Raw genomic sequence first — 22439 nt, 5'->3', positions numbered from 1 at the left:
CTCTCCCGCAAGCGGGAGAGGTGAAGATGTGGGAAGGAGACTGCGATGCTGCGCATCGAACGTGTGCTCGGTAGCCGGCTGGAGCCGGAATTGTCCGAGGAGCTGCATCGGCTCGAGCACCGCGGCGCGGTCGATATTGTAAACGTGCCTGTTGCCGACCTGGCGCGGCGGCGGTTGCTAATCACCACCCGTGGCGGCGTCGAACTGGCGATCGCGCTGCCGCGTCACCAGAAACTGTTCGACGGCGCAGTACTCGTGCTGGAGAGCGACAGCGCGATCGTCGTGCGCGCGGCGACCGAACGCTGGCTGAAGCTCGAACCGCGCTCGATCGCGGATGCGATCGAACTGGGCTATCACGTCGGAAACCTGCACTGGCGTGTCCGCTTCGGCGGCGAAGTTCTGTTCGTGGCGCTGGAGGGACGGCCCGAGGATTACATCGCAAGGCTGGAGGACATGGTCGCCTCGCGCCGCGTCGGCATCAGCGTGCTCGACGAGGAAGAGGACGTGCCAGATCACGCGGCGGCCGAGGACGATCATGATGGACATCACGTCCACCAGCACGACCAGAGCCACTAAGCGATGCTGTCGACCTTGCGCGCGCTATGGCAGGCAGACGGGGCGTTTCCCAGCGGCTCCTTCGCCTTCTCCTATGGGATCGAGGGCCTCATCGCGCTGCGCGATGGCCTAGACGCGCGCGAGTTGAAGCGGTTGGTGTCGGCGGCGTTGAAACATCGCTGGGCCAGCTATGACCGGGTCGCGTTGCTGCGCGCTTTCCGCTGCAACGGCGATCTCGCCGTCATCGCTGCTGTCGATCGCGAGGTGGAAGCCTCGACGCTGGTCGAGAGCCTGCGCGCGGGTTCGCGCCGCAATGGCGCGTCGTTTCTGGCCTCACATGCGCGGATCGGCAACGATCTAGCGGCGATCCTGCGCGACGCAGTGCGGTCCGGCGAATGCCTGGGCCATATCGCGGTGATGCAGGGCGCGGTCTGGTGCTCGGTGGGGCTCGACGAATACCTGGCGCAATTGACCTCGGGCTACACCGTCGCTTCGGGCCTGATCACCGCTGCGATCCGGTTAGGGGCGGTCGGCGCGCTGCAAGGGCAGGAGGTGCTCGCCGATTGCCTGCCGCTGATCGAGCAGCTCACGATGAACGAGACATTGCCCGATGCTGAGTTCGAAAGCTTTGCGCCCTTCCTCGACATCGCCGCGGCGCGCCACGCGCAGGCCGATCTGCGGCTGTTTGCCAATTGAAAGTGAGAAGGCATGCTGCTGACGCCTACGGAGCTGGAACGGTTGACCATCTTCAACGCTGCCGAACTGGCGCGCCGCCGCCGTAATAGGGGATTGAAGCTGAACTATCCCGAAGCGGTCGCGATCATCACGGACGAGATCTTGGAAGGCGCGCGTGACGGCCGCTCGGTGGCCGATCTCATTGGCCACGGCTCCACGATCCTTTCCACCGAGGACGTGCTGCCCGGCATTGCCGCGATGATGCATATCATCCAGGTCGAATGCGTCTTTCCGGATGGCACCAAGCTCGTCACCGTGCATGAGCCGATCCGCCCGCCGCCGGGCGCTGCCGCCGACACCGAGCATCCCGGCGCCATCACCGCGCGTGACGGTCAGCTCGAACTCAATCCCGGGCGGCGCAAGATGAAGTTGACTGCGGTCAACACCGGCGACCGTCCGATCCAGATCGGGTCGCATTTCCATTTCTTCGAGGTCAACAAGGCGCTCGAATTCGACCGCGCCGCGGCCTTCAATATGCGGCTCGACATTCCCGCCGGCACGGCGGTGCGTTTCGAACCCGGCGCCTCCAAGGAGGTGTCGCTGGTCGAGTTCGGCGGGCGGCGCGAACTGACCGGGCTCAACAATCTCACCGACGGTGTCGGCAGCGATCCGGCCGTGCGCAGCGCCGCGCTGACGCGAGCACGCGCGCGCGATTTCAGGGGAGCATAACCTGTGGCGATGATCGACCGGCGCGACTACGCAGCGCTTTATGGGCCGACAACCGGCGATTCCGTTCGCCTCGGCGACACTTCGCTCTTCGCCGTGGTCGAGAAGGATTATGCCGTCTATGGCGATGAATGCCTGCACGGCGGCGGCAAGACCTTGCGCGACGGCATCGGCATGGCCGGCATCACCTCGGCCGAAGGCGCGCTCGATTTCCTGCTCTGCAATGTCGTGGTAATCGATCCCGTGCTCGGCATCGTCAAGGGCGATCTTGGCATCAGGAATGGCCGCATCGTCGGCATCGGCAAGGCAGGCAACCCCGCGATCATGGACGGCGTCGATCCGCAGCTGATCGTCTCGACCGGCACCACCGTGCGCGATTGCGAGGGCCTGATCGCAACGCCCGGCGCGATCGACGTCCACGTTCATTTCGACAGCGCCGGCCTTGTCGAGCATGCGCTCGCCAGCGGCATTACCACCATGATCGGCGGCTCGCTCGGGCCGATCACGGTCGGCATCGATTCCGGCGGCCCCTTCAATACCGGCAAGATGCTGCAGGCCGCCGAAGCCTGGCCGATGAATTTCGGCTTCCTCGGCCGCGGCAACTCCCATCGCGCGCCGCCGATGGTCGAGCAGCTCGAGACCGGCGTGATGGGATTGAAGCTGCACGAGGACTGGGGCTCGATGCCGGCCGCGATCGACACCTGCCTTCGCGTCGCCGACGACTACGATTTCCAGGTCCAGATCCATACCGATACGCTGAACGAATCCGGCTTTGTCGAGAACACGCTGGAGGCGATCGGCGGCCGCACCATTCACATGTACCACACCGAAGGCGCAGGCGGCGGCCACGCGCCCGATATCATCCGCGTCGCCGGCGAGATGCACTGCCTGCCGTCGTCGACCAACCCCACCAATCCGTTCACGGTCAACACCTTCGACGAACATCTCGACATGACCATGGTCTGCCACCACCTCAATCCGGCGATCCCGGAGGATGTGGCGTTCGCGGAAAGTCGCATTCGTGCGCAGACTATTGCGGCCGAGGACGTGCTGCACGACATCGGCGCGATCTCGATGCTCGGCTCCGACAGCCAGGGCATGGGCCGCATCCACGAGGTGATCTGCCGCACCTGGCAGCTCGCCTCGAAGATGAAGGATCAGCGCGGCGCGCTGCCGGAAGATCGCGAAGGTTTTGGCGACAATGCGCGCATCCGCCGTTATGTGGCGAAGTACACCATCAACGCCGCGCGGACCTTTGGCATTGCCGACCATGTCGGCTCGCTGGAAGACGGAAAGCTTGCAGACATCGTGGTCTGGCGGCCGGCGTTCTTCGGCATCAAGCCGGAGCTGGTCATCAAGGGCGGCTTCATCGCCTGGGGCGCGATGGGCGACAGCGCGGCCTCGCTGATGACCTGCGAGCCGATGCTCATGCGCCCGCAATGGGGCGCGTTCGGCCGCGCGCCCGCGGCGCTCTCGGCCTGCTTCGTGCATCCATTGGCGCTGGAGCGCGATCTCGCCGGCGCTCTCGGCCTGTCGAAGACGCTGCTGCCGGTAAAGGGCACGCGAAAACTCTCAAAGCGCGACATGCTCTGGAACGACCGTTGCCCGAAGATCAGCGTGGATCCTGAAACGTTCGACGTCTTTGTCGATGGCGCGCTTGCAACCTGCGAGCCGGCGCGCGAACTGCCGCTGGCGCGGCGCTATATGCTGAGGTGATGCAATGCTCGACAAGCTGCATCCCATTGAGCGCGCGGCGACCCATGCCAGTCCCGCCGCGGCACGTGTCGGGATCGGCGGTCCCGTCGGCTGCGGCAAGACCGCGTTGATCGAGGCGTTGATTCCGGTCCTGCAGCGTCGCGGTATCGATTTCGCTGTAGTGACCAACGATCTCGTAACCAAGGAGGATGCCGAGCGGTTGCGCCGTTCCGGGCTGATCGATCCGGCGCGCGTCTCGGCGGTCGAGGCCGGCGCCTGCCCGCATACGGTGATCCGCGAGGACCCGACGCTCAACATCGCCGCCGGCGACGATCTCGAAGCGCGGTTTCCCGGGCTTGAGCTGATCCTGTTCGAATCCGGTGGCGACAATCTCGCCTCGACCTTCTCGCTCGACCTGGTCGACTGGTGGATGTTCGTGATCGACGTCGCGGGCGGCGACGACATTCCGCGCAAGAAGGGGCCGGGCCTGCTCCGCTGCGACCTCCTTGTCGTCAACAAGATCGATCTCGCGCCGCATGTCGGCGTTGCGCTCGAGCCGATGCTTGCCGAGGCTGTCAGCGTGAGGGGAGGCCGGCCGGTGCTTGCGACCAACGCGCGCTCCGGTGCCGGCATCGAGGCGGTTGCCGATGCGATCTCTGCCGCTGTCCTGTTCCGCGTTTGACTCCGGCCGGCGCGCCGAAGCGCATCTCGCCGCGGACGTTGCCGGCGGCCGAACCGTGCTGCGGCGCCAGCATGTCGGCTACCCATTTCACGTCACCCGCGGCTTTTATCTCGACGTCACGCGAGCCGACTTGCTGACGCTTTATTTGCAGTCGGCCGCCGGCGGCCTGTATGCCTGCGACCGTCTCAAGCTCGATGTGGCCATCGCCGCGAATGCCGCATTTCACCTGACGACGCAGGCTTCCACGGTCGTGCACCACGGATGCCAGGCCGGCGCGCTGCAGCAGCAATCCATCACGGTCGGTCAGGGTGCGTTTTGCGCGATCGCGAGCGATCCCTATGTGCTGTTTCCCGGTGCCGATCTTTGTCTCGACACGATGGCGACTGTGGCTGAGGGTGCGGTGCTGTTCCTGGCCGACGGATTCGCCATGCACGACCCGCGTCAGGCGGGACGGCCGTTCGCATCGTTTTCGAGCCGGCAGCGCATCCTGCGTCCCGACGGCAATGTCCTGCTGTTCGATCGTGGATCGATCCGCGGTGACGAGATGCGCGACGGCGCGCTCGGTGATATGGCGGCCGTCGCGACCGTCGTTCTGGTCGCCCCGCCGGAAAAAGTGCCAGATCTCGGATCGTTCAGCAAAATCGTCGATAGCTGCGGCTGTCTATCGGGTGCGTCGCCCGCGCCGAACCAGGCCGGGCTCGTGATGCGGATATTGGCGCCTGACGGCGGCACGCTCGCGCGCGGGCTCGAAGCGGCATTTCATGTCGCCGGATGCGCGGCGCTTGGTTCCGATCTCGCACGTCGTCGCAAGTAAGCTCAGCGGCGTGCCAGACGGAAGTAGAGTTCAGACAGTCGCCCCGGCAAATCCTCGATCCGGTGCACCATCATGGTGTTGCCGCGGCCGAAGATCCGTGATGCCGCCTGGATGCCGGTCTTGCCGAGCACCACGCCGTAAGCATCGGTGCCGGCGTTTTTCAGGCCACGCGCAGCACGCCTCGCATCCTCGACCAGATCGAGCGGATCGGATACGTCGATGTCGGACGGCTCGCCGTCGGTCAGCACGATCAAGAGCTTGCGGCCGGAGTTGGCCTTTGCGATCACCTTCCCCGCATGGCGTAGCGCGGCGCCAAGCCGCGTCGACAACCCCGATCTCAGCCCGGCGAGCCGCGCGATGCAGCTCCGGTCGTACGGCTCCTCGAAGGACTTTATCATGGTCATCCTGACATCTTCGCGTCCGTCTGACGCGAATGCCAGAAGACCGAAGGGATCGCCGAGCCTTCCCATCGCTTCCGCCAGAACCGCGACCGCCAAGCGCTCGACTTCGAGAATGGTCGCGCCGGTGGCGAGCCGGTCGCGGGTCGACTCGGAGACATCGATCAAGAGCAGCGCCGCGAGATCGCGATGCATCGATGTCGACGATCGGAACACGCGCGGATCCGGCTCCTGCCCGGTCCGCAGCGCAATGCCGGCATCGAGCGCGGCATCGATGTCGATGTCGTGACCATCATGCTGCCGGTTGAGACGGATGGTCCGGCCGATCCGCACGCCACGCACCAATCGTCCGATCCGGCTACGCAGCGCGTCGGCATGGTCGAGCGCCGCCTCGATCAGGCGCGGATCGCCGGCGCGCGCGGCCACCTCGCGCACAATGGTCCATTCGGGGCGCTCGATGCCATCCGCGCGGTCCCATTCCGGATATTTCGCGATGACAGTGCCACGCTCGTCCGGTGCTACCGGCTGGCCACGTCCAAGCGCTTCACCTTGCTCGTCCGGCTCGCTGCTGTTGCCATCAGACGCTTCCTGCCGCTCCATCCGCACCGCATCGACCGGCAGCTCCATCACCTCGCCCGAAGGAGGAGCGTTCTCGCCAAAGTCCCATAGCCCCAATCCATCATCGCGATAGACGGGCTCCACGACGTAAGTCTTGACGTTGAACTGCACTCGCATCTGGCCGAGGTCGTTGCCCAGCAGCACGCCGATCTCGCGGCTGATGGCGGGATCGTCGATGCGAGGCAGGGCCGCTTGAAACATCGCGCGGCCCTTGGCGACAAAGCTGTCGTCATCGACATAGGCGGGATCGAACAGTGCGCGCGCCAGCCGCGCCATCAAGGTCGGAGCCGCGACGACGCCGGACGGCGTGGCCACATGGTAGGGCGCCCACAGCCGCCGCAGACCCGGTAGCTGTCGCAGCGCCAGCGTCTCGATACGGGCGTCCTCGATCAGGTTGACGAGCGCTATCTGCAGCGGCTTCAGCGTGCCGACCGGAAACAGCCCGTTGCCCAGCACGAGATGCGCCTGTGCATGCGCCGCCGCGGCCCGGAACAGCGCCCGCGCAGCATCGCCCTGTACGCCGCGAAAGGTTTCGGGCAGGCGGATCAGCGGCCCGGCAATCGAGGTGCGCCGCTGCGGCGCCTGGCTGTTGTCGGCGGCAAAGCTGCGCAGCAAAGGCGGCTTGCCCCAGAGCGCGGTGACGAAGGCCTTCAGTTCGATCTCGGTTTCGAGGAACGTCACGCTGCCGAGATCGCGCGCGATCATGCGGCGTGCGAGATCGTTCTCGAGGCGGAAGAACGCCAGCCGTCTTACCCTGTTGCCGGAAGCGAATTTCAATCCGGTCGCGACGAAATTCTCGAAGGCGTCGATCGTGCCGGGGCCGAGAATTGCGGCGATGTTGTCAGCGGCCGGCGCAACCGATTCCGGCGCCTGCCGCGCCAGCAGCTCCATCGTCCGCCACCACCTTGCGAGGGCCGGACCGCTGCCGAACACACGCGTGGCAACCGGCAGCGCCTGCAGCGCAGCGGTCGCAGCCCGCGCGCCGGCGTTTCGGCAGATGTCAGCGGCCATCTGGCCTGCCACCAAGAGTGGTGCGATCTCCTGCCTGTCCGCAGCGCCGCCGCTCTTGCTTGTCTCCCAATAGGCGATCAGGCAGGCCGGGCCGGCATTGACATGCGCGAGCGTCAGCACGGCGCCGGCCCAGGCTTCAAGTTCGTTCACATCGAAACGATGCGAGAGATCGTCCCAGGCGACCAGGAACATCGGCCGCAGCGTCTCGCGCTGGAGCATCAAACGATGGATCCGGCGCGTCGCGCTGTCCTCCTCGTCAGGAGGCACCAGATGCAGCGTTGCCTGTTTGGCTGCGTTCACGGCAAACAGGCCTGGATCGCGTCACTGAGCGCTGCGCGGATGTCGGGATTGTCTGTGATCGGCAGCACGATGGAGGATTGCACGGCAACGTCCAGCGGCAAGCCTGCGTGCACCATCCGCCCGGCGTGGATCAGCATGCGAGTCGAGGCGCCTTCGTCGAGGCCGTGGCCCTGCAGATTGCGCGAGCGCTGTGCTATCGCGACCAGGATGCCGGCAAGCTTGTCATCGGTGCCGCTCTCGCGGACGATGATGGCAGCCTCGGTGGCCGGCGGCGGATAGAAGAAATCGATCGCGACGAAGCGCTGCTTGGTCGATTCCTTTAGGTCCTTGACTGCACTCTGGTAGCCCGGATTGTAGGAGATCGTGAGCTGGAAGTCGCCATGGGCGGGCACGATCTCGTTGTGCTTCTCCAGCGGCAGGATGCGGCGCGCATCGGTCAGCGGATGGATCACGACAGTGGTGTCCTGCCGCGCCTCGACGATCTCATCGAGATAGCAGATCGCGCCGTGGCGCACCGCGAGCGTTAGCGGCCCGTCGTGCCAAACGGTTCCCTGCGGCTCGAGCAGGTAGCGTCCGGCCAGGTCGGCGGCGGTCATGTCCTCATGCGCCGCGACCGTGATCAGTGGCTTGCCGAGCCGCCAAGCCATGTGCTCGACGAAGCGGGTCTTGCCGCAACCGGTTGGCCCCTTCAGCATCACCGGCAGGCGCTCGGCATAGGCCGCCTGAAAGGTCGCGATCTCATGACCGAGCGGCTGGTAGTAAGGCTCGTCGGCGATCCGGTAGACGTCGAGATTCATGAAACATCCTCCGCGCGTGACGAAGGAGTGATGCCGCAAGGCCGAGCGCCACCGTCCCTTCGTGAATGGGATTGGCAGTCGTTGCCCCGGAACACGCTGCAGCATCGAAGCGTGCGAACAGGCGAATATCACCTCGATTTAATTACAGCCTGAAAGGCCGGACAAGACAAGCGGATTTAGACGTATCGGCCGGTCAGGAAGCGGATCGCTTGCAGCCTGGACCTTCATCCTCATGACCAGAACCTGCGCGTCGATCAGCAATCCAAGGTCGTTTCCCGCTCCCATCGCGTGAGGTGTCGCGAAAAGTCGTTCCACTCCTCGTGCTTGAGCTTCAGATAGGCCGGCACGTATTCGCCGAGGCTCTCGCTCAATAGCTTGGAGCCCTCCAGCGCCCGCAGGGCATCAAGAAGATTGAGCGGGAGCTTCTTTACGTCCTGCACCAGATGGCCGTCGGTGTACATGTTGATGTCGAGGCGCTTGCCGGGATTGCGGTTGCTCTGGATGCCGTCGAGCCCTGCGGCCAAAATGGCGGCCTGCATGGCATAGGGATTGGCGGCACCGTCGGCGAGGCGGAGTTCGAAACGTCCGGCTTCGGGTATCCGGATCATATGCGTCCGGTTGTTGCCCGAGAAGGTGACCGTGTTCGGGCTCCAGGTCGCTCCCGATAGCGTGCGCGGCGCGTTGATCCGTTTGTAGGAGTTCACCGTCGGATTGAGAATGGCCGCTAGCGCATCGGCGGAATGAATGATGCCGCCGATAAAGGCGTATCCGATCGAGGAAATGCCAAGCTCGCCTTTTTCGTCTTCAAACAGGTTCCTGTTGTCCTTCCACAGCGAGACATGGACGTGACAGCCGTTGCCCGTAAGGCCGGAGAACGGCTTCGGCATGAAAGTCGCGCGAAGCTGGTGCTTCTCGGCAATCGATTTCACCATGTATTTGAAGAAGGCGTGGCGGTCGGCGGTAACCAGTGCATCGCTGTAGTCCCAGTTCATCTCGAACTGGCCGTTCGCGTCCTCATGATCGTTCTGGTAGGGATTCCAGCCCAGTTGAAGCATGCCGTCGCATATTTCGCTGATCACTTCGTAGCGCCGCATCAGCGCCGACTGATCGTAGCAGGGCTTGGTCTGCCGATCTGAGATGTCGCCGATGTTTTCTCCGTCAGGCGAGATCAGGAAGAACTCACATTCGACGCCGCTCTTGAGCTGAAAGCCGCGGTCAGCCGCCGTGGCAATCAGTCTCTTCAGGACGTTGCGCGGAGCCTGCTCGACCGGTTTGCCGGCCATCCAGGGATCGGCGGCCAGCCAGCCGACCTCCGGCTTCCAGGGGAGCTGAATCAGGCTGTCCGGATCGGGAATGGCGAGGATGTCCGGATCGGCTGGCGTCATGTCGAGCCACGTGGCGAAACCGGCGAAACCGGCGCCGTTTCTCGCCATCACTCGTATTGCTTCGGCCGGAACAAGCTTGGCACGCTGGGTGCCAAGCAGATCGGTGTAGGAAATCAGGAAGTACTTGATCTTCCGTTCCTTGGCGACTTCAGCAAGATCGATCGACATGGTGCCTCTTCATGAGCGGTAAGTGTCAGTATCGGTCCCGGCCAGGAATCCAATTGGTGCCGACGAGCGGAACGCGGGCGATCGCGGCCGCTTCGACGGTGAGTGCGACGAGGTCTTCAGGTTCGAGATTGTGGACGTGGCTCTTGCCGCACGCGCGGGCAATCGTTTGAGCTTCCAGCGTCAGAACGGACAGGAAGTTGGCAAGCCGGCGCCCCCCTGCCACCGGGTCGAGGCGCTTTGCCAATTCCGGGTCCTGCGTGGTGATCCCCGCGGGATCCAATCCTTCATGCCAGTCGTCATAGGCGCCGGCCGTCGTGCCGAGCTTGTTGTATTCGCTTTCCAGCGCCGGGTTGTTGTCGCCCAGCGCGATCAGTGCCGCCGTGCCGATCGCAACCGCGTCGGCCCCGAGCGCAAGCGCCTTGGCAACGTCCGCGCCGTTGCGAATGCCGCCGGAGATGATCAACTGCACCTTGCGGTGCATGCCGAGCTCCTGGAGCGCTTCGACTGCAGGACGCACCGCCGCCAGCGTCGGAATGCCGACGTTCTCGATGAAGACCTCCTGCGTGGCGGCCGTTCCGCCCTGCATGCCGTCGATCACCACGACGTCTGCACCGGCCTTCACGGCCAGCGCCGTATCATAATAGGGGCGGCTTGCGCCGACCTTCACGTAGATCGGCTTCTCCCAATCTGTGATCTCGCGGAGCTCTTCGATCTTGATCTCGAGGTCGTCGGGGCCGGTCCAGTCCGGGTGACGCGAGGCGGAACGCTGATCGATGCCTTCCGGCAGTGTGCGCATCTCGGCCACGCGCTTGGATATCTTCTGTCCCAGCAGCATGCCACCGCCGCCGGGCTTAGCGCCCTGGCCCACTACGATCTCGATGGCATCGGCGCGACGCAGATCATCCGGGTTCATTCCGTAGCGGGATGGGAGATATTGGTAGACAAGCGTGGATGAATGGGTGCGCTCCTCGTTGGTCATGCCGCCGTCGCCAGTCGTTGTGCTGGTTCCGACCACGCTGGCGCCGCGGCCAAGCGCTTCCTTCGCCGTGCTCGACAGCGCACCGAAGCTCATGCCCGCAATGGTAACGGGCGTCTTGAGGTGGATTGGCTTCTTTGCAAAGCGTGAGCCGAGTACGACGTCCGTGCCGCACTTTTCGCGATAGCCCTCCAACGGATAGCGCGATACGGAGGCGCCGAGAAACAAGAGGTCGTCGAAATGCGGTACCCTTCGCTTGGCGCCGCCGCCGCGGATGTCATAAATGCCGGTGGCCGCGGCGCGCTGAATCTCAGAGATCGTGTAGCGGTCGAAGGTTGCTGAGAAGCGCGGTTCGGTCGATCTTGAGGCTGCCATCGTATGCCGTCAGTAGGATGCAATGTTGTCGATGTGGAAGTTGTAGAGGCGTCGTGCCGACCCATACATGCGAAACTCGTCGAGGTCGCCGTCCTCAACGCCGGCCCGGCGGAGCAGTTCGGCGAGGCGGGCCCTGTCCTCCTTCGCCATTGGCTTCTCGATGCAATCGGCGCCGAGACTCCTTACTTTTCCCCGCACGAAGATGGTCGCTTCGTAGATGGAATCGCCGAGGGCCTCTCCGGCATCTCCGAGGACGACAAGATTGCCAGCCTGGGCCATGAAGGCGCTCATGGCCCCGATCGAACCCTTGACGATGATGTCGATGCCCTTCATCGAGATTCCGCAGCGTGCGGCTGCATCCCCATCGACGATCAGCAGTCCACCGTGGCCGGTGGCTCCGGCGGATTGGCTCGCATCGCCCATCACATGAACGACGCCGGACATCATGTTCTCGGCGACACCCGTCCCGGCGTTGCCGTGGATACAGATGGACGCCTGCTTGTTCATACCCGCGCAGTAGTAGCCGACATGCCCCTTGATATGGATTTCAATGGGCGCATCGACGCCGGCGCCGATCGCATGCTTGCCGTCGGAGTTCGTGACCTCCCATAGAGTCTCATTGGTGTCCGGTGCCAGACGGTGCAGCGCCGCGTTCAGTTCTCGGACTGTTTGCCGATCCAGGTCGATCATGGGCATCACCGACGTTCCCAGGCGTAGACGGTCGCCGGCTCCGGCTCGAAGACACGGGCGTTCTCGATGCCCGGCAAGACCGCAAGGGCGCGAAACTCGGAGCCGAATGCGACATAGTCGTCGGACTCCGCGAGGATGGCCGGTTTGCAGGCGATCGGATCACGGAGCACGGCGAAGCCGTCACGAGTACCGGCGACGAAGGTGAAGAAGCCGTCGAGGGCGACAAGGCTGGACGTCAATGCCTGTTTGAGGCTGTCGCCCTCGCGCATCCGCCACGTCAGATAGCCCGCTGCGACCTCGGAATCGTTCTCAGTCTCGAAGACGAATCCTTCGCGCTTAAGGCCTCGCCGGACCGCGTTGTGGTTGGAGAGCGAACCATTGTGGACGAGGCACTGGTCGGCGCCTGTCGAGAAGGGATGAGCGCCGTCAGTGGTCACCGCCGATTCAGTCGCCATGCGCGTGTGGCCGATGCCGTGGGTGCCCTGCATTGCGGGCAACGCGAACTGGTCGGCGACGCGCTCGGGCAGGCCGACCTCCTTGTAGATCTCCATCCGCGAGCCGGCGCTGACAAGATGTATCTCGGGATGATGCTCGCGCAGCCAAGCCAGCGCCTGCGACTGCAGCACCCGGGGTATCGTCACCACGATGTGGTTGGAGCGCCGCACCAGATCGACCGGCGTCTTCAGCGCTGCGCCAAGCCTCCTCGCAAGGTCGCGGTCCATGTCCGTGTCGGCGGCGCGCAGCGTCAGCTTAATCAAGTCGTCGGTCCCCGCGCCGTAGATCGCGATGCCGGCACTGTCCGGCCCGCGGGCCGACATGGTCGCGAGCATGCGCGACAGGTGCTCACCCAGCTCGGGTTGAAGCTGTTCGTTCTTGAGAAACAATCCGACGATGCCGCACATGCGCTGCTCCCTGACTTTGAGCGCAAATGTATCAGCTTCAAATGCGTCGTCAATCTTCAGGAATAAATTTTTCCTGATAAGAAATTGGGCGCCGGTGAGCCGGAATTAGGCGGGACGCCGCGGGTACACGATGATCGATAGGTAAGTCATCGGCTGCTTTACCAGCACTTCGGGCCCATGCAGCGCGCCGGAATCGAACAGCATGGAATCACCCGGGCGCAACCGGTAACTCTTGTTGCCGTGACGGTAGATCACCTCGCCGGTGAGCATGTAGATGAACTCCGTGCCGGCGTGCTGGAATCCGGTATACGCCTCGGCTTCCTCCTTGAGCGTGATGAGGTACGGCTCGACGACGACGTCCTCGCCGCTCACATGTCCGAGCAGTTGGTACACATGCCCCACCTTGGTGCCACGACGTTCGATGACCACGCCTTGCTTGGCGCGTACGAAGGAGCAGTCGCGTCGCTCTTCGGATGCGGCGAATAGCAAACTAAGCGGCACAGTAAGCGCGTTCGCGATCGACTGTAGGGTGGAAAGTGACGGCGAAATCTGGCCATTCTCGATTTTCGAAAGCATGCCGGCCGAGATGTTCGCGGCACTTGCCAGATCGATAACCGAGAGGTCCTGCTCGCGTCGCGTGTCCCTGATCTTGGCGCCGAGCGCACGCTCAAGACTCCGGCTGCTCTCGACCGGCGCATTCGAGCCCGTGCGATAGTCGGAAGTCTCGATGACCGGCTCGTTCGGCTTTGCCGCGGTCTTTCTCTTCATCTGCGTGTTATCCCGTTCTGTGCGCGCAAGTCGTAACACGATGGCTGGCGCAGGCGATAACGAATTTCTTCCGTAACCGCGGCCTGCCTTCGCTCCGCGGCTCCGCTTCTCGCCGAGATTCTGAACCTCCAACGCGTGATCGATCGCGACTCCGCCGACGTGTCGCCCCCTAGGCCAGCGGTGTCGCCGTCATCGTTCAATCCCTGAAGACCACAGTCCGGACGCCGTTGAGAATGACGCGGCCATCGATATGCCTGCCGGGGCGCTTCGGACAGGAGAATGTCAGGATATGGCTGTCGGTTGGCATGGCGAACTGAGCTGAGCGGAAGTATGAAGTTTTGAAGCGGAGGCTATTGCTGAGTGGTCCCTTGCCACTGGTAGCCGAATTCGGCTGCGCTGCTCACAAACCACTCCCAGAAACTTTGGGACAGGCTGCGGAACAGGGCGATCTCGAAACAGGCGCTGCCGTCCGCGCCGTCGTCGCACCGCCAGATGGTGGCGCCGATATGCGAGACGATCGTGGTCGCCGCGTCGCCGGGCTTGAACGCGCGTGGATCCAGATCGATGGGGAATCCCTTGGCGAGCGTGTCCCGGATGGCGCGGCCGCCGACGCGGAACACGACATAGCCACCGCTTTGATCTGACACCGAGGCGAGCGGTGTGACAAGCGCGCGGAGCGAACTGCTGAACAGGTGGCCACCTCCTGCGCTCACAGCCAGCCAATGATGTGGACCGATGCCGGTGAAGGATACGGAGCCGGTGCGCACGATGGCGGGACGACCAGGCAGTTCGAGCAGGAAGTGCTGCCGGATGCGCTCCCGCAGGGATACGTCCTGGCCTTGGCGCGCCTGCATGGTGGCGATGCCAAGACCATAGCGCTCGGTGATCGTCACGCCGCCGCCGGGCTGCGTCTGCATACCGATATGCGGCAAGGCGGATAGCCCGGACAATGCCGTATCAGCCATGGAGACGCTTCCCTTCGGGATCAAAGAAGATGGGAGGGACGAGCTCAACCTCGGTGTCGCCGCCGCGAACCGGATCATAGGCTCGTACGCGTTCACCGATCCGCGCAGGCCCGCGCTTGACGAAGCCGAGACCGATCCAGTGCCCGAGCATTGGCGAGAACGCGACCGACGTAACATAGCCTTCGTCATTCTCCATCGTGGCCTCGGCTCCGGGCGCCAGAACATGCGCGCCGGCGCGAAGCCGTGCGGCCCGGTCGACGGGTTGGATTCCGACCAGCGCCGGCCGCCCCGGGTCAACGAGCCCTGGGCGCTCCGCCAGCACGCGGCCGATGAAATCCTTCTTTTTCGACATCATGCGACCAAGGCCGAGATCGGCCGCCGTCGTCATGCCGTTGAGTTCGTTGCCGGCGACGTGTCCTTTCTCGATGCGCATCACGCTGAGCGCTTCAGTGCCGTAGGGGATGACGCCGAATTCAGCGCCGGCCTCCATGATCGCCCGGATCGCGGCGTCGCCAAAATTGGCGGGCACCGCGAGTTCATAGCCAAGCTCGCCCGAGAAGGAGACGCGGAATATGCGCGTCGGCACGCCGCGCCAGATGAATTCGGCGCAGCCGAGATAGGGCAGGGCCACGTCGGAGACGTCGCATGCGTCGCCCAGCAGGCGCTCCAGCAGCGCCCGTGCGCAAGGTCCGGCAATCGAATACTGCGCCCACTGCTCGGTTACGGAGACGAGTTGTACGTCGAACTCGGGCCAAAGCACCTGTCGGGCGTGCTCCAGGTGGTGCATGATCTTGCCTGCATTGGCCGTGGTTGTGGACATCACGAAATGGTCGTCCGCAAACCGGGCGGAGGTCCCGTCGTCCATTGCGATGCCGTCTTCGCGTAGCATCAGGCCGTAGCGGACCTTGCCCACCGGCACGGTCGAGAACATGTTGGCGTAGATCCGGTCGAGGAAGATACCGGCGTCGGTGCCCTGGATATCGATCTTGCCGAGGGTCGAGACATCGCACACCCCTACCCTGGCGCGAGTTTCCCTCACTTCGCGCGAAACGGTGGTCAACCAGTCGGCTTCGCCGGGCCTTGCGAACCACTGCGCGCGCAGCCATTGGCCGGTCTCGACAAAGCTTGCGCCCTGCTGCTCGGCCCAGCGGTGTCCGGCGGTGAGGCGGCCCGGCCTGAAGTGCTTGCCACGATGATGGCCGGCGAACGCGCCGATCGCCACTGGCGTGTGTGGTGGGCGAAACACGGTGGTTCCGACCTCCGGCATCGGCCGTCCGGTCAATTGCGCTATCATCGCATGGCCATTGACGTTCGACGTCTTGCCCTGGTCGGTCGCCATGCCGAGCGTTGTGTATCGCTTCAGCAGCTCGACCGACTTGAATCCCTCGCGCGCGGCGAGTGCGACATCCTCGCTGGTCACATCGTTTTGGAAATCGACGAAGGCCTTCGAACGCGAAGCGGTGACGTGCCAGAACGGCTTGACGCCGACATGGTCGTCATCGACTCTGGGGAGGGGCTCCGGCCGAGCCGCAAATCCTGCCGCTTCGGCCGCCGCGGTTCCCGCTGCCATGCCCTCGCGCAACGCGTCCGCCAGCGTGAATCTGCCGCCCGCCGCGCCTGCCACCGTCATTCGGGGAGGCACCTCGCCCGGGACGAAGGCCGCCAGCGCATCCGACCAGTCCGGCCGTCCGCCGAGATGCGTGGTCAGGCCGAGATTGGGATTCCAGCCGCCGGACACCGCGAGCACATCGACCGCAACCTTGCGAGTCTGCCCGTCTGCGCTGCGAACGGAAATGGCTCTCAGTTCATGCGTTCCGTGCGTATCGAGCACCTGCGCGCCACGAAAGATCGCAATTCCCCCAAGCTTGGCTTTGTTCTCCAGGCGCGGGTCGATCTCCGTCCGCGTGTCGACGATCGCCTCGACCTGAACGCCGGCCTTTCCGAGGTCGAGTGCCGTCGTCCAGGCGTCATCTGAGTTGGTGAAGACGGCAGCCCGGCTGCCCGGGATCACGGCGAACCGATTCAGATAGGTTCGCGCGGCCGATGCCGTCATCACGCCAGGTCGGTCGTTGCCGCCGAAAACGATGTGCCGTTCGATCGCGCCTGATGCCAGCAGGCTTCGTCTGGCGACGATCTTCCACAGCCGCTGGCGCGGCTGGTGCGGCGGCGGTGAAGGAAGATGATCCGCCACTCGCTCGACGGCGCCGAAGGTGGCGCCGTCGTAGACGCCGAATACGGTGGTTCGCCGCAGCACCCGCACATTCGTCATCGCCTCGAGTTCGGCCGTTGTGTGCTGCGCCCAGATCGAGCACGGCTGCTCGTTGATCTCCCGCGCATCGCTGTTGAGCCGCCCGCCCAGGACGTAGTCCTCGTCGCACAGGATCACGCGGGCGCCGGATCGTCCGGCGCTGAGCGCTGCGCCAAGGCCCGCGGGGCCACCACCAATAACGAGAAGATCGCAGAAGGCATGTATCTTCTCGTAGCTGTCAGGATCGGCTTCGCTGCTGCCGCGCCCGAGGCCGGCAGCGCGGCGGATCGCAGGCTCGTAGACCTTTTCCCAGAACGAGGCCGGCCACATGAAGGTCTTGTAGTAGAAGCCCGCGGCGAACAGCGGTGAAAAGAGCGAGTTGATCGCGCCGGCATCGAACTTCAGGGACGGCCAGCGATTCTGGCTTTGCGCTTCCAGCCCGTCGAACAGTTCGACCGTCGTCGCCCGCGTATTGGGCTCGCGGCGTGCTTCCTTCCGCAGTTCGACGAGCGCATTGGGTTCCTCCGAGCCCGCGGTGAGGACGCCGCGCGGCCGGTGATATTTGAAGGAGCGGCCAAGCAGCTTGACGCCGTGGCCGAGCAGTGCCGAAGCCAGCGTATCGCCGGCATAGCCGCCATACGTCCTGCCGTCGAACGAGAAATGCAGCCGCCGCTCGCGGTCGATCAGCCCGCCTGAGCTTAACCTGTTCGGTGCGATGCGGGATGGATTGGCCATGATCATTTCCCCGCGAAGCTCGCGCCGAGCACATCGTGCGTGCGGGTGTCACGGCTAACGCGCAGCCAGCCGCGACATCCATTGGCGTGATACCAGAGTTCCTCGTGCGGGCCGGCCGGGTTGTCGCGCAGATACACCGCCTCGTAGAATCTGCGCGGAGCGTCGGCCGCGACCGGATCGGGGCGCTGAACGGGATCGCCGTAATAGACGAACTCGCTCAAGTCGCGCTCACCGCAATAAGGGCATGGGATTCGCATGTCTCTTGACCGACCGACTCTAAGGTTCAGTGCAGGTTGGGTTGAGCGCCCTGACCCTTTTCATCGATCAGGTGCCCGGTTTCGAAACGATCAAGGCGAAAGGCGCTGGCGACGGGATCAGGCTGGTCTTGCGCCAAGAGATGCGCGAAGCACCAGCCCGATGCCGGCGTCGCCTTGAAGCCGCCGTAACACCAGCCGGCATTGAGATAGAGGCCGTTGAATGGCGTCCGGTCGATGATCGGCGAGCCGTCCATCGACATGTCGACCAGGCCGGCCCAGGAGCGCAGCAGCCGCAGCCGCCCGATCGCGGGCATCAAGGCCATGCCGCCTTCGCAGACGTCTTCGACAACAGGAAGATTGCCGCGCTGGGCATAGGAGTTGTAGCCGTCGATGTCGCCGCCGAAGACAAGGCCGCCCTTGTCCGACTGGCTGACATAGAAGTGCCCCGCGCCAAAAGTGACGACGCATGGGATCAACGGCTTGATGGCTTCGGAGACGAAGGCTTGCAGCAGGTGACTTTCGATCGGCAGCTTCAGGCCGAGCAGCTTTGCCACCCGGGAGCTGCTGCCGGCGACGGCAAGTCCGACCTTGCCGCAGCGGATGGTGCCTTTGGTTGTGTTGAGCCCGACGATCCGACTGCCGTCGCGCAGGAAGCGGGTGACCTCGCAGTTCTGGATGATGTCGACGCCACGATCACTCGCGCCGCGGGCATATCCCCACACCACCGCATCGTGACGCGCGGTGCCGCCGCGCCGCTGCAGCAGTCCGCCCTTGATTGGAAAGCGAGCGTTGTCGAAATCGAGGAATGGCAGCATGCGGCGCACGGCTTCCGCATCGAGCATCTCCGCGTCGGCGCCAGCCAGACGCATGGCGTTGCCGCGCCTGGCAAAGGCGTCGCGCTGCGCATCCGAATGATAGACATTCAATACGCCGCGCTGGCTCACCATAGCGTTATAGTTCAGATCCTGCTCCAGGCCCTCCCACAGCTTCATCGACCGTTCGTAGAAGGGCTCGTTGCCGGGCAGGAGATAGTTGGAGCGGATGATCGTGGTGTTGCGTCCGGCGTTGCCGGATCCGATCCAGCCTTTCTCGACAACCGCGACGTTGCGCACACCGTGCTGCTTCGCAAGATAATAGGCCGTGGCGAGCCCGTGCCCGCCGCCACCGACAATGACAACGTCGTAGCTCGGGCGAGGTTCGGTATCGCGCCATACCGGCTGCCAGTGGCGATTGCCGCGAAAGGCCTGGCGGGCGAGGGCAAGAAGCGAATAGCGCATGCGTGGGTCGCTGTGGTGAGCTTGTGGGTGGCAGAATGCCCTGATATTCAAGTCTCGACATGGCCAAAAGCGACCTAGAAATGCCTGTTTGCGACAACGGCCGGAGCACCCGGGTCGGCTTCCTGCTGATTCCCGGATTTGCGCTGATGTCGTATGCGTCCGCCATTGAGCCACTGCGCGCCGCCAACGTCCTCACCGGCAGAAATCTTTATCGATGGCGCCACATCGCGATCCAGGGCAGCGAGATCGTAGCCTCGAATGGGGTGCGCATCGAAGCAGACGCCTCCATCGCGGACGTCGGCCGGCTCGATACGATCGTGGTTTGCGCCGGAGGCAATCCGCAAACCTTCAATCACCCACCGACACTTGCCTTTCTGCGAAAGGTCGCGCGCCATAGCGTGAGGCTGGGTGGCGTGTCGGCCGGACCTTATCTTCTAGCCAAAGCGGGCCTGCTCGACGGATACAGATGCACGGTCCACTGGGAACATATTCCAGCCTTTGCCGAGACGTTTCCCTTTCTTCACCTCAGTCACTCGCTGTTCGAGATTGATCGCGACCGCTTCACCTGCGCCGGTGGAATTGCCGCACTCGATATGATGCATGCGCTGATCCGCATCGATCACGGGCCGTCGGTCGCCGCAGCCGTCAGCGACTGGTTCCTGCAGACAGAGGTTCGCCGCGGCGAGGTTGCACAGCGCCTTTCGCCGACGGAGCGGTTTGGCGTGCATCACCCGAAGCTGGTCGCCACATTGTCGCGCATGGAGCAGAATATCGAGGCGCCGCTCGCACCAAGACGGCTGGCAGGACTCGCAGATATCTCGGTGCGCCAGCTTGAGCGTCTATTCTCGCAACATCTCCACACCACGATCAAGCAGCGCTACCTGCAGCTCCGGCTCGAGCGCGCCAAGCTGTTGCTCAGTCAGACCACCATGGCGGTCAGTGAGATTGCGCTTGCAACGGGTTTTTCGACTCCTATGCATTTTTCACGAACTTACCGGCAGCAGTTTGGACTGACGCCGCGCCAGGAACGAATGGTCGACTAACTAGATGTCAGTTCGCTGTTGTCTTTAACTCTGGCGCGCCACTCGCGCATCCGCTGCTCAACGGCTTTCCTGAGCGCGTGCTAGCGCTGATGCTGGAGCGCGCGAAGTCCTGGTCCTATCCGCTCGCTTCGCGCATCATCGTCTTGAGCATTTCCGCCAAGACGCTTGCGATCGCGCTGGTACCTCGTTCGTGACCGATCAGCATCAAGGTCTGGGATTCATGCGACCGTTCGCGGACCGGTACGTAGACTAGGCATCCCGCGCGCCGCTCGAACTCGATATCAAATGGAGTAAGGAAGGTGATCCCGTTATCGACGATCGCGGAGTGCCTCATGATCTCGATGGCGTTGGGTCTCGATGATCGGCCGCAGATCGAGTGAGACGCGCGTAAGCGCGGTGTTCAGGTAAGGCCTGATGGCGCTCGTGTCGTCGGCAACGACAAGCGGATAGTCGATACAGTCGCTCAGTCGGACATTGGTTCGCTTGGCAAGCGGATGGTCCGGCGCCATGACAGCGCCGAGTTTGGCACTGGCACGGGCCAGAACCTTCAGATTGCCGTCCTTGGTAAAGTCAAACCCGATGCCGAGATCGGCTTGGCCGTTGGCGACAGCGAACTGAATCTCCTCGCCCGTGTTGAACAGCGTCAGATTGGCTTGACCCTTGGATTGGCGATCCGGAACGCCTTTACCGTTCCCGGCAACAGGTTTGAGGCAAGCCCGCTCATCATCGCCATGGTGATCTCGCCGCGCCGCAGCCCCTTGAGCTCCTCGATCTTGGTTTGCGCGCGCGTCAGTTCCTTCAGGGTCTGCCTGACGTGGCCGACAAGAGCATCCTAATCGCGATGATCGCCGAACCGTCGCTCGAGACCTTCAAGTCGCTATCGGCCGGTCGCGGAACCATCACGCTGGAGACGCCGACCGACGACGGTCCTGGTCAGGTCCCGCTCTATGAATACACTTGGAACCACACGACGCTGCAGGTGCTGAAGACCGACCGCACGGTGACCTATCTGCAATGCCTCTATCCGCATGACCGGCCGATGGAGACGGTGGTCGAGATGCGCAATCTGTTTCCCGGCGAAGTGCTGCAGCATCTGGAGTTCATCCGCTTCGGCGGTCGCGTGACCTGCAGTGGCCTGCCGGTTGTTCGCTACACCAATGCTGACAGGCTGAACGAAATCATTAGCCTCCACGAGGCGCACGGTGTCAATCGGCGTTCAACATTTGAACGCCGATTGACAATGCTGGAATCGCCAGATCCCGACGCCATTGTGGACATGAGCCGGAAGATCGAAATGCACATGCCGTCGGACCGGCCGGGCATGATCATGCGCAGGCGACTGCTCGAACTCTTTCGCGCGCATGGTGAAGAGGAGCAGCCCAAGGCCGAATGGGCCTAAAGCGGGCGCGCAACGTTCAGGAAATCCACCTCGCGCATGCCGTCGGCCATGGTCTCGTCATCGATGCCTTCGATGCGCACGAACCACACGCCGTACGGGTCGCGCCATTGCTGAACGACCTGCACACGATGGCCATGAAACTCGTAGAGCTTCCACATCTCAGCTTTCGTTGTCATGGTCCGCATGCTCCGTATCGCTGCATCAGGCATGATCGGAAAGCCGACGCCCGTCTTTCCGGAGGATGTCTCAGCCGATCCAGGTCTCCTGCAGATGGCGCCACACTGGGGTCGGCCGATCGGAGCGGTTGAGCAGCAACGCAGTGGAGACCCGATCGTTGGTGCCGGTGTCCTGAATCTGCCGTTCGCGATAAGTAACGAGCGCAGCCTTGTCGCTGACATGGCGCACCATCGCCTCGCCGATCTCCATGATCAGCGTCGGCCGGCTGCCCCGCATGCCCGGGAGGCCGTCGGCAAACTGCTGGTAGGTGACCAGCTTGCCCGCCGGGTTCACCATGTTGAAGCCTTCATCGAAGCGGGTAAGGATCGCTGCCGGATCATCGCTGCCCTCGGCACGAAACCACGCCTGTAGCAGGCGGTGCAGCGCATCGATCTCGCGGGCAGCATTATCGGCGAATGTGGTGGAAGCGGTCATGTTACCTCCGGCTCGGTGAACGTGTGATGATTCTCTCTCCCCGGTGTTATGCAGGGCTGTCCGGGGAAAATCAGCCATAGCAAAATGCCAATTGGTTCGGGGAAGTTCGCGATTTGGGCTTACTGGGATTGATAGGTGGCGGCTCGTTGATCGCGGCCAGGGATCGACGGGTGAACAGAAACTGGCGGATCAGTTCGGCCAGCCTGAGAGGGAGCATCTTGACGCAGTTGGCGCGCGCGGCGATGCGCAACAACAGGTAGGCAATCATCGCAGCGAGCACCTGCAGGCGGATAGCATTGTCGTTGGTGCCGAGGAACTTGCGAATATCG

Annotated in this window: 23 protein-coding genes and 1 pseudogene; 9 read left to right on the top strand and 15 right to left on the bottom strand. The window is 63.7% G+C overall.

Annotation, left to right across the window (positions count from 1 at the left end; translation table 11 throughout):
* Window positions 1-45: 45 nt before the first annotated feature.
* The 6 genes from ureE to YY7_RS0123215 are packed head-to-tail and all read left to right on the top strand — an operon-like array spanning window position 46 to window position 5147.
* Window positions 46-576, top strand: a complete 531-nt coding sequence (gene ureE, locus YY7_RS0123240; protein WP_028165341.1) for an urease accessory protein UreE — start codon at window positions 46-48, stop codon at window positions 574-576.
* Window positions 577-579: 3 nt separating this feature from the next.
* On the top strand, window positions 580-1251 hold the full coding sequence (locus YY7_RS0123235; protein ID WP_028165340.1) for an urease accessory protein UreF: 672 nt from the start codon (window positions 580-582) through the stop codon (window positions 1249-1251).
* A gap of 12 nt (window positions 1252-1263) precedes the next feature.
* Window positions 1264-1959: an urease subunit gamma gene (locus YY7_RS0123230; protein WP_028165339.1), complete on the top strand. Its 696-nt coding sequence runs from the start codon at window positions 1264-1266 to the stop codon at window positions 1957-1959.
* 3 nt (window positions 1960-1962) lie between these two features.
* Window positions 1963-3672, top strand: coding sequence for an urease subunit alpha (gene ureC / locus YY7_RS0123225; RefSeq protein WP_028165338.1), 1710 nt, complete (start codon window positions 1963-1965; stop codon window positions 3670-3672).
* 4 nt (window positions 3673-3676) lie between these two features.
* Window positions 3677-4333, top strand: coding sequence for an urease accessory protein UreG (gene ureG, locus YY7_RS0123220; protein ID WP_051396858.1), 657 nt, complete (start codon window positions 3677-3679; stop codon window positions 4331-4333).
* A complete protein-coding gene (locus tag YY7_RS0123215) occupies window positions 4299-5147 on the top strand; it encodes an urease accessory protein UreD (RefSeq protein ID WP_028165336.1) in 849 nt (282 codons plus the stop codon). Before ureG ends, YY7_RS0123215 begins: the two co-directional genes overlap by 35 nt.
* Window positions 5148-5149: 2 nt before the next feature.
* Here the strand turns inward: YY7_RS0123215 and YY7_RS0123210 are convergent, their stop codons facing one another.
* The 11 genes from YY7_RS0123210 to YY7_RS0123160 form a co-directional block, all read right to left on the bottom strand.
* Window positions 5150-7474 (bottom strand): nitric oxide reductase activation protein NorD, encoded by a 2325-nt coding sequence (locus tag YY7_RS0123210; RefSeq protein ID WP_245287363.1) that lies wholly within the window; start codon window positions 7472-7474, stop codon window positions 5150-5152.
* Complete coding sequence (locus tag YY7_RS0123205; protein WP_028165334.1) at window positions 7471-8271, bottom strand: CbbQ/NirQ/NorQ/GpvN family protein; 801 nt, start codon at window positions 8269-8271, stop codon at window positions 7471-7473. The genes YY7_RS0123210 and YY7_RS0123205 overlap by 4 nt, the downstream gene beginning before the upstream one ends.
* A 254-nt stretch (window positions 8272-8525) precedes the next feature.
* Complete coding sequence (gene glnT, locus YY7_RS0123200; protein ID WP_028165333.1) at window positions 8526-9824, bottom strand: type III glutamate--ammonia ligase; 1299 nt, start codon at window positions 9822-9824, stop codon at window positions 8526-8528.
* 25 nt (window positions 9825-9849) lie between these two features.
* Complete coding sequence (locus YY7_RS0123195; protein ID WP_028165332.1) at window positions 9850-11175, bottom strand: FMN-binding glutamate synthase family protein; 1326 nt, start codon at window positions 11173-11175, stop codon at window positions 9850-9852.
* A 9-nt stretch (window positions 11176-11184) separates the two neighbouring features.
* Window positions 11185-11871, bottom strand: coding sequence for a protein glxC (locus tag YY7_RS0123190; RefSeq protein WP_028165331.1), 687 nt, complete (start codon window positions 11869-11871; stop codon window positions 11185-11187).
* Complete coding sequence (locus YY7_RS0123185; RefSeq protein WP_028165330.1) at window positions 11871-12767, bottom strand: class II glutamine amidotransferase; 897 nt, start codon at window positions 12765-12767, stop codon at window positions 11871-11873. Before YY7_RS0123185 ends, YY7_RS0123190 begins: the two co-directional genes overlap by 1 nt.
* A 105-nt stretch (window positions 12768-12872) precedes the next feature.
* Window positions 12873-13535 (bottom strand): helix-turn-helix domain-containing protein, encoded by a 663-nt coding sequence (locus tag YY7_RS0123180; protein WP_051396857.1) that lies wholly within the window; start codon window positions 13533-13535, stop codon window positions 12873-12875.
* Between the two features lie 350 nt (window positions 13536-13885).
* Window positions 13886-14500, bottom strand: a complete 615-nt coding sequence (locus YY7_RS0123175; RefSeq protein ID WP_245287362.1) for a sarcosine oxidase subunit gamma — start codon at window positions 14498-14500, stop codon at window positions 13886-13888.
* Entirely contained in the window at window positions 14493-17483 is a 2991-nt protein-coding gene (locus tag YY7_RS0123170; RefSeq protein WP_028165327.1) for a sarcosine oxidase subunit alpha family protein, read from the bottom strand. Before YY7_RS0123170 ends, YY7_RS0123175 begins: the two co-directional genes overlap by 8 nt.
* A 2-nt stretch (window positions 17484-17485) precedes the next feature.
* Window positions 17486-17740, bottom strand: coding sequence for a sarcosine oxidase subunit delta (locus tag YY7_RS0123165; protein ID WP_028165326.1), 255 nt, complete (start codon window positions 17738-17740; stop codon window positions 17486-17488).
* Window positions 17741-17766: 26 nt separating this feature from the next.
* Window positions 17767-19017 carry a sarcosine oxidase subunit beta family protein gene (locus YY7_RS0123160; protein WP_028165325.1) on the bottom strand — a complete coding sequence of 417 codons (1251 nt, stop codon included), beginning with the start codon at window positions 19015-19017 and terminating at the stop codon, window positions 17767-17769.
* Between the two features lie 59 nt (window positions 19018-19076).
* Between YY7_RS0123160 and YY7_RS0123155 the strand changes: the two genes are divergently transcribed.
* Window positions 19077-20060: a GlxA family transcriptional regulator gene (locus tag YY7_RS0123155; protein ID WP_245287361.1), complete on the top strand. Its 984-nt coding sequence runs from the start codon at window positions 19077-19079 to the stop codon at window positions 20058-20060.
* 308 nt (window positions 20061-20368) lie between these two features.
* Here the strand turns inward: YY7_RS0123155 and YY7_RS63335 are convergent, their stop codons facing one another.
* A complete protein-coding gene (locus YY7_RS63335; RefSeq protein ID WP_245287365.1) occupies window positions 20369-20641 on the bottom strand; it encodes a LysR substrate-binding domain-containing protein in 273 nt (90 codons plus the stop codon).
* Here YY7_RS63335 and YY7_RS63330 point away from each other — a divergent pair.
* Together YY7_RS63330 and YY7_RS58345 are read left to right on the top strand one after the other, a co-directional pair.
* Window positions 20555-20896 (top strand): hypothetical protein, encoded by a 342-nt coding sequence (locus tag YY7_RS63330; protein ID WP_028165322.1) that lies wholly within the window; start codon window positions 20555-20557, stop codon window positions 20894-20896. The genes YY7_RS63335 and YY7_RS63330 overlap by 87 nt on opposite strands.
* Entirely contained in the window at window positions 20875-21459 is a 585-nt protein-coding gene (locus YY7_RS58345; protein ID WP_028165321.1) for a hypothetical protein, read from the top strand. The genes YY7_RS63330 and YY7_RS58345 overlap by 22 nt, the downstream gene beginning before the upstream one ends.
* Here the strand turns inward: YY7_RS58345 and YY7_RS0123130 are convergent.
* The 3 genes and pseudogenes from YY7_RS0123130 to YY7_RS61970 all read right to left on the bottom strand — a co-directional run.
* A complete protein-coding gene (locus YY7_RS0123130) occupies window positions 21456-21635 on the bottom strand; it encodes a hypothetical protein (protein ID WP_155255287.1) in 180 nt (59 codons plus the stop codon). The genes YY7_RS58345 and YY7_RS0123130 overlap by 4 nt on opposite strands.
* A 70-nt stretch (window positions 21636-21705) precedes the next feature.
* Complete coding sequence (locus tag YY7_RS0123125; RefSeq protein WP_028165319.1) at window positions 21706-22110, bottom strand: DUF4440 domain-containing protein; 405 nt, start codon at window positions 22108-22110, stop codon at window positions 21706-21708.
* Window positions 22111-22180: 70 nt separating this feature from the next.
* Window positions 22181-22439, bottom strand: a pseudogene (locus tag YY7_RS61970) (IS4 family transposase); the annotation flags it as partial.

Source organism: Bradyrhizobium elkanii WSM2783, from assembly GCF_000472865.1.
Classification (GTDB): Bacteria; Pseudomonadota; Alphaproteobacteria; order Rhizobiales; family Xanthobacteraceae; genus Bradyrhizobium; species Bradyrhizobium elkanii_A.
The sequence above is the reverse complement of the archived record's forward strand: the minus strand, read 5'-3'. Positions and strand labels throughout refer to the sequence as shown.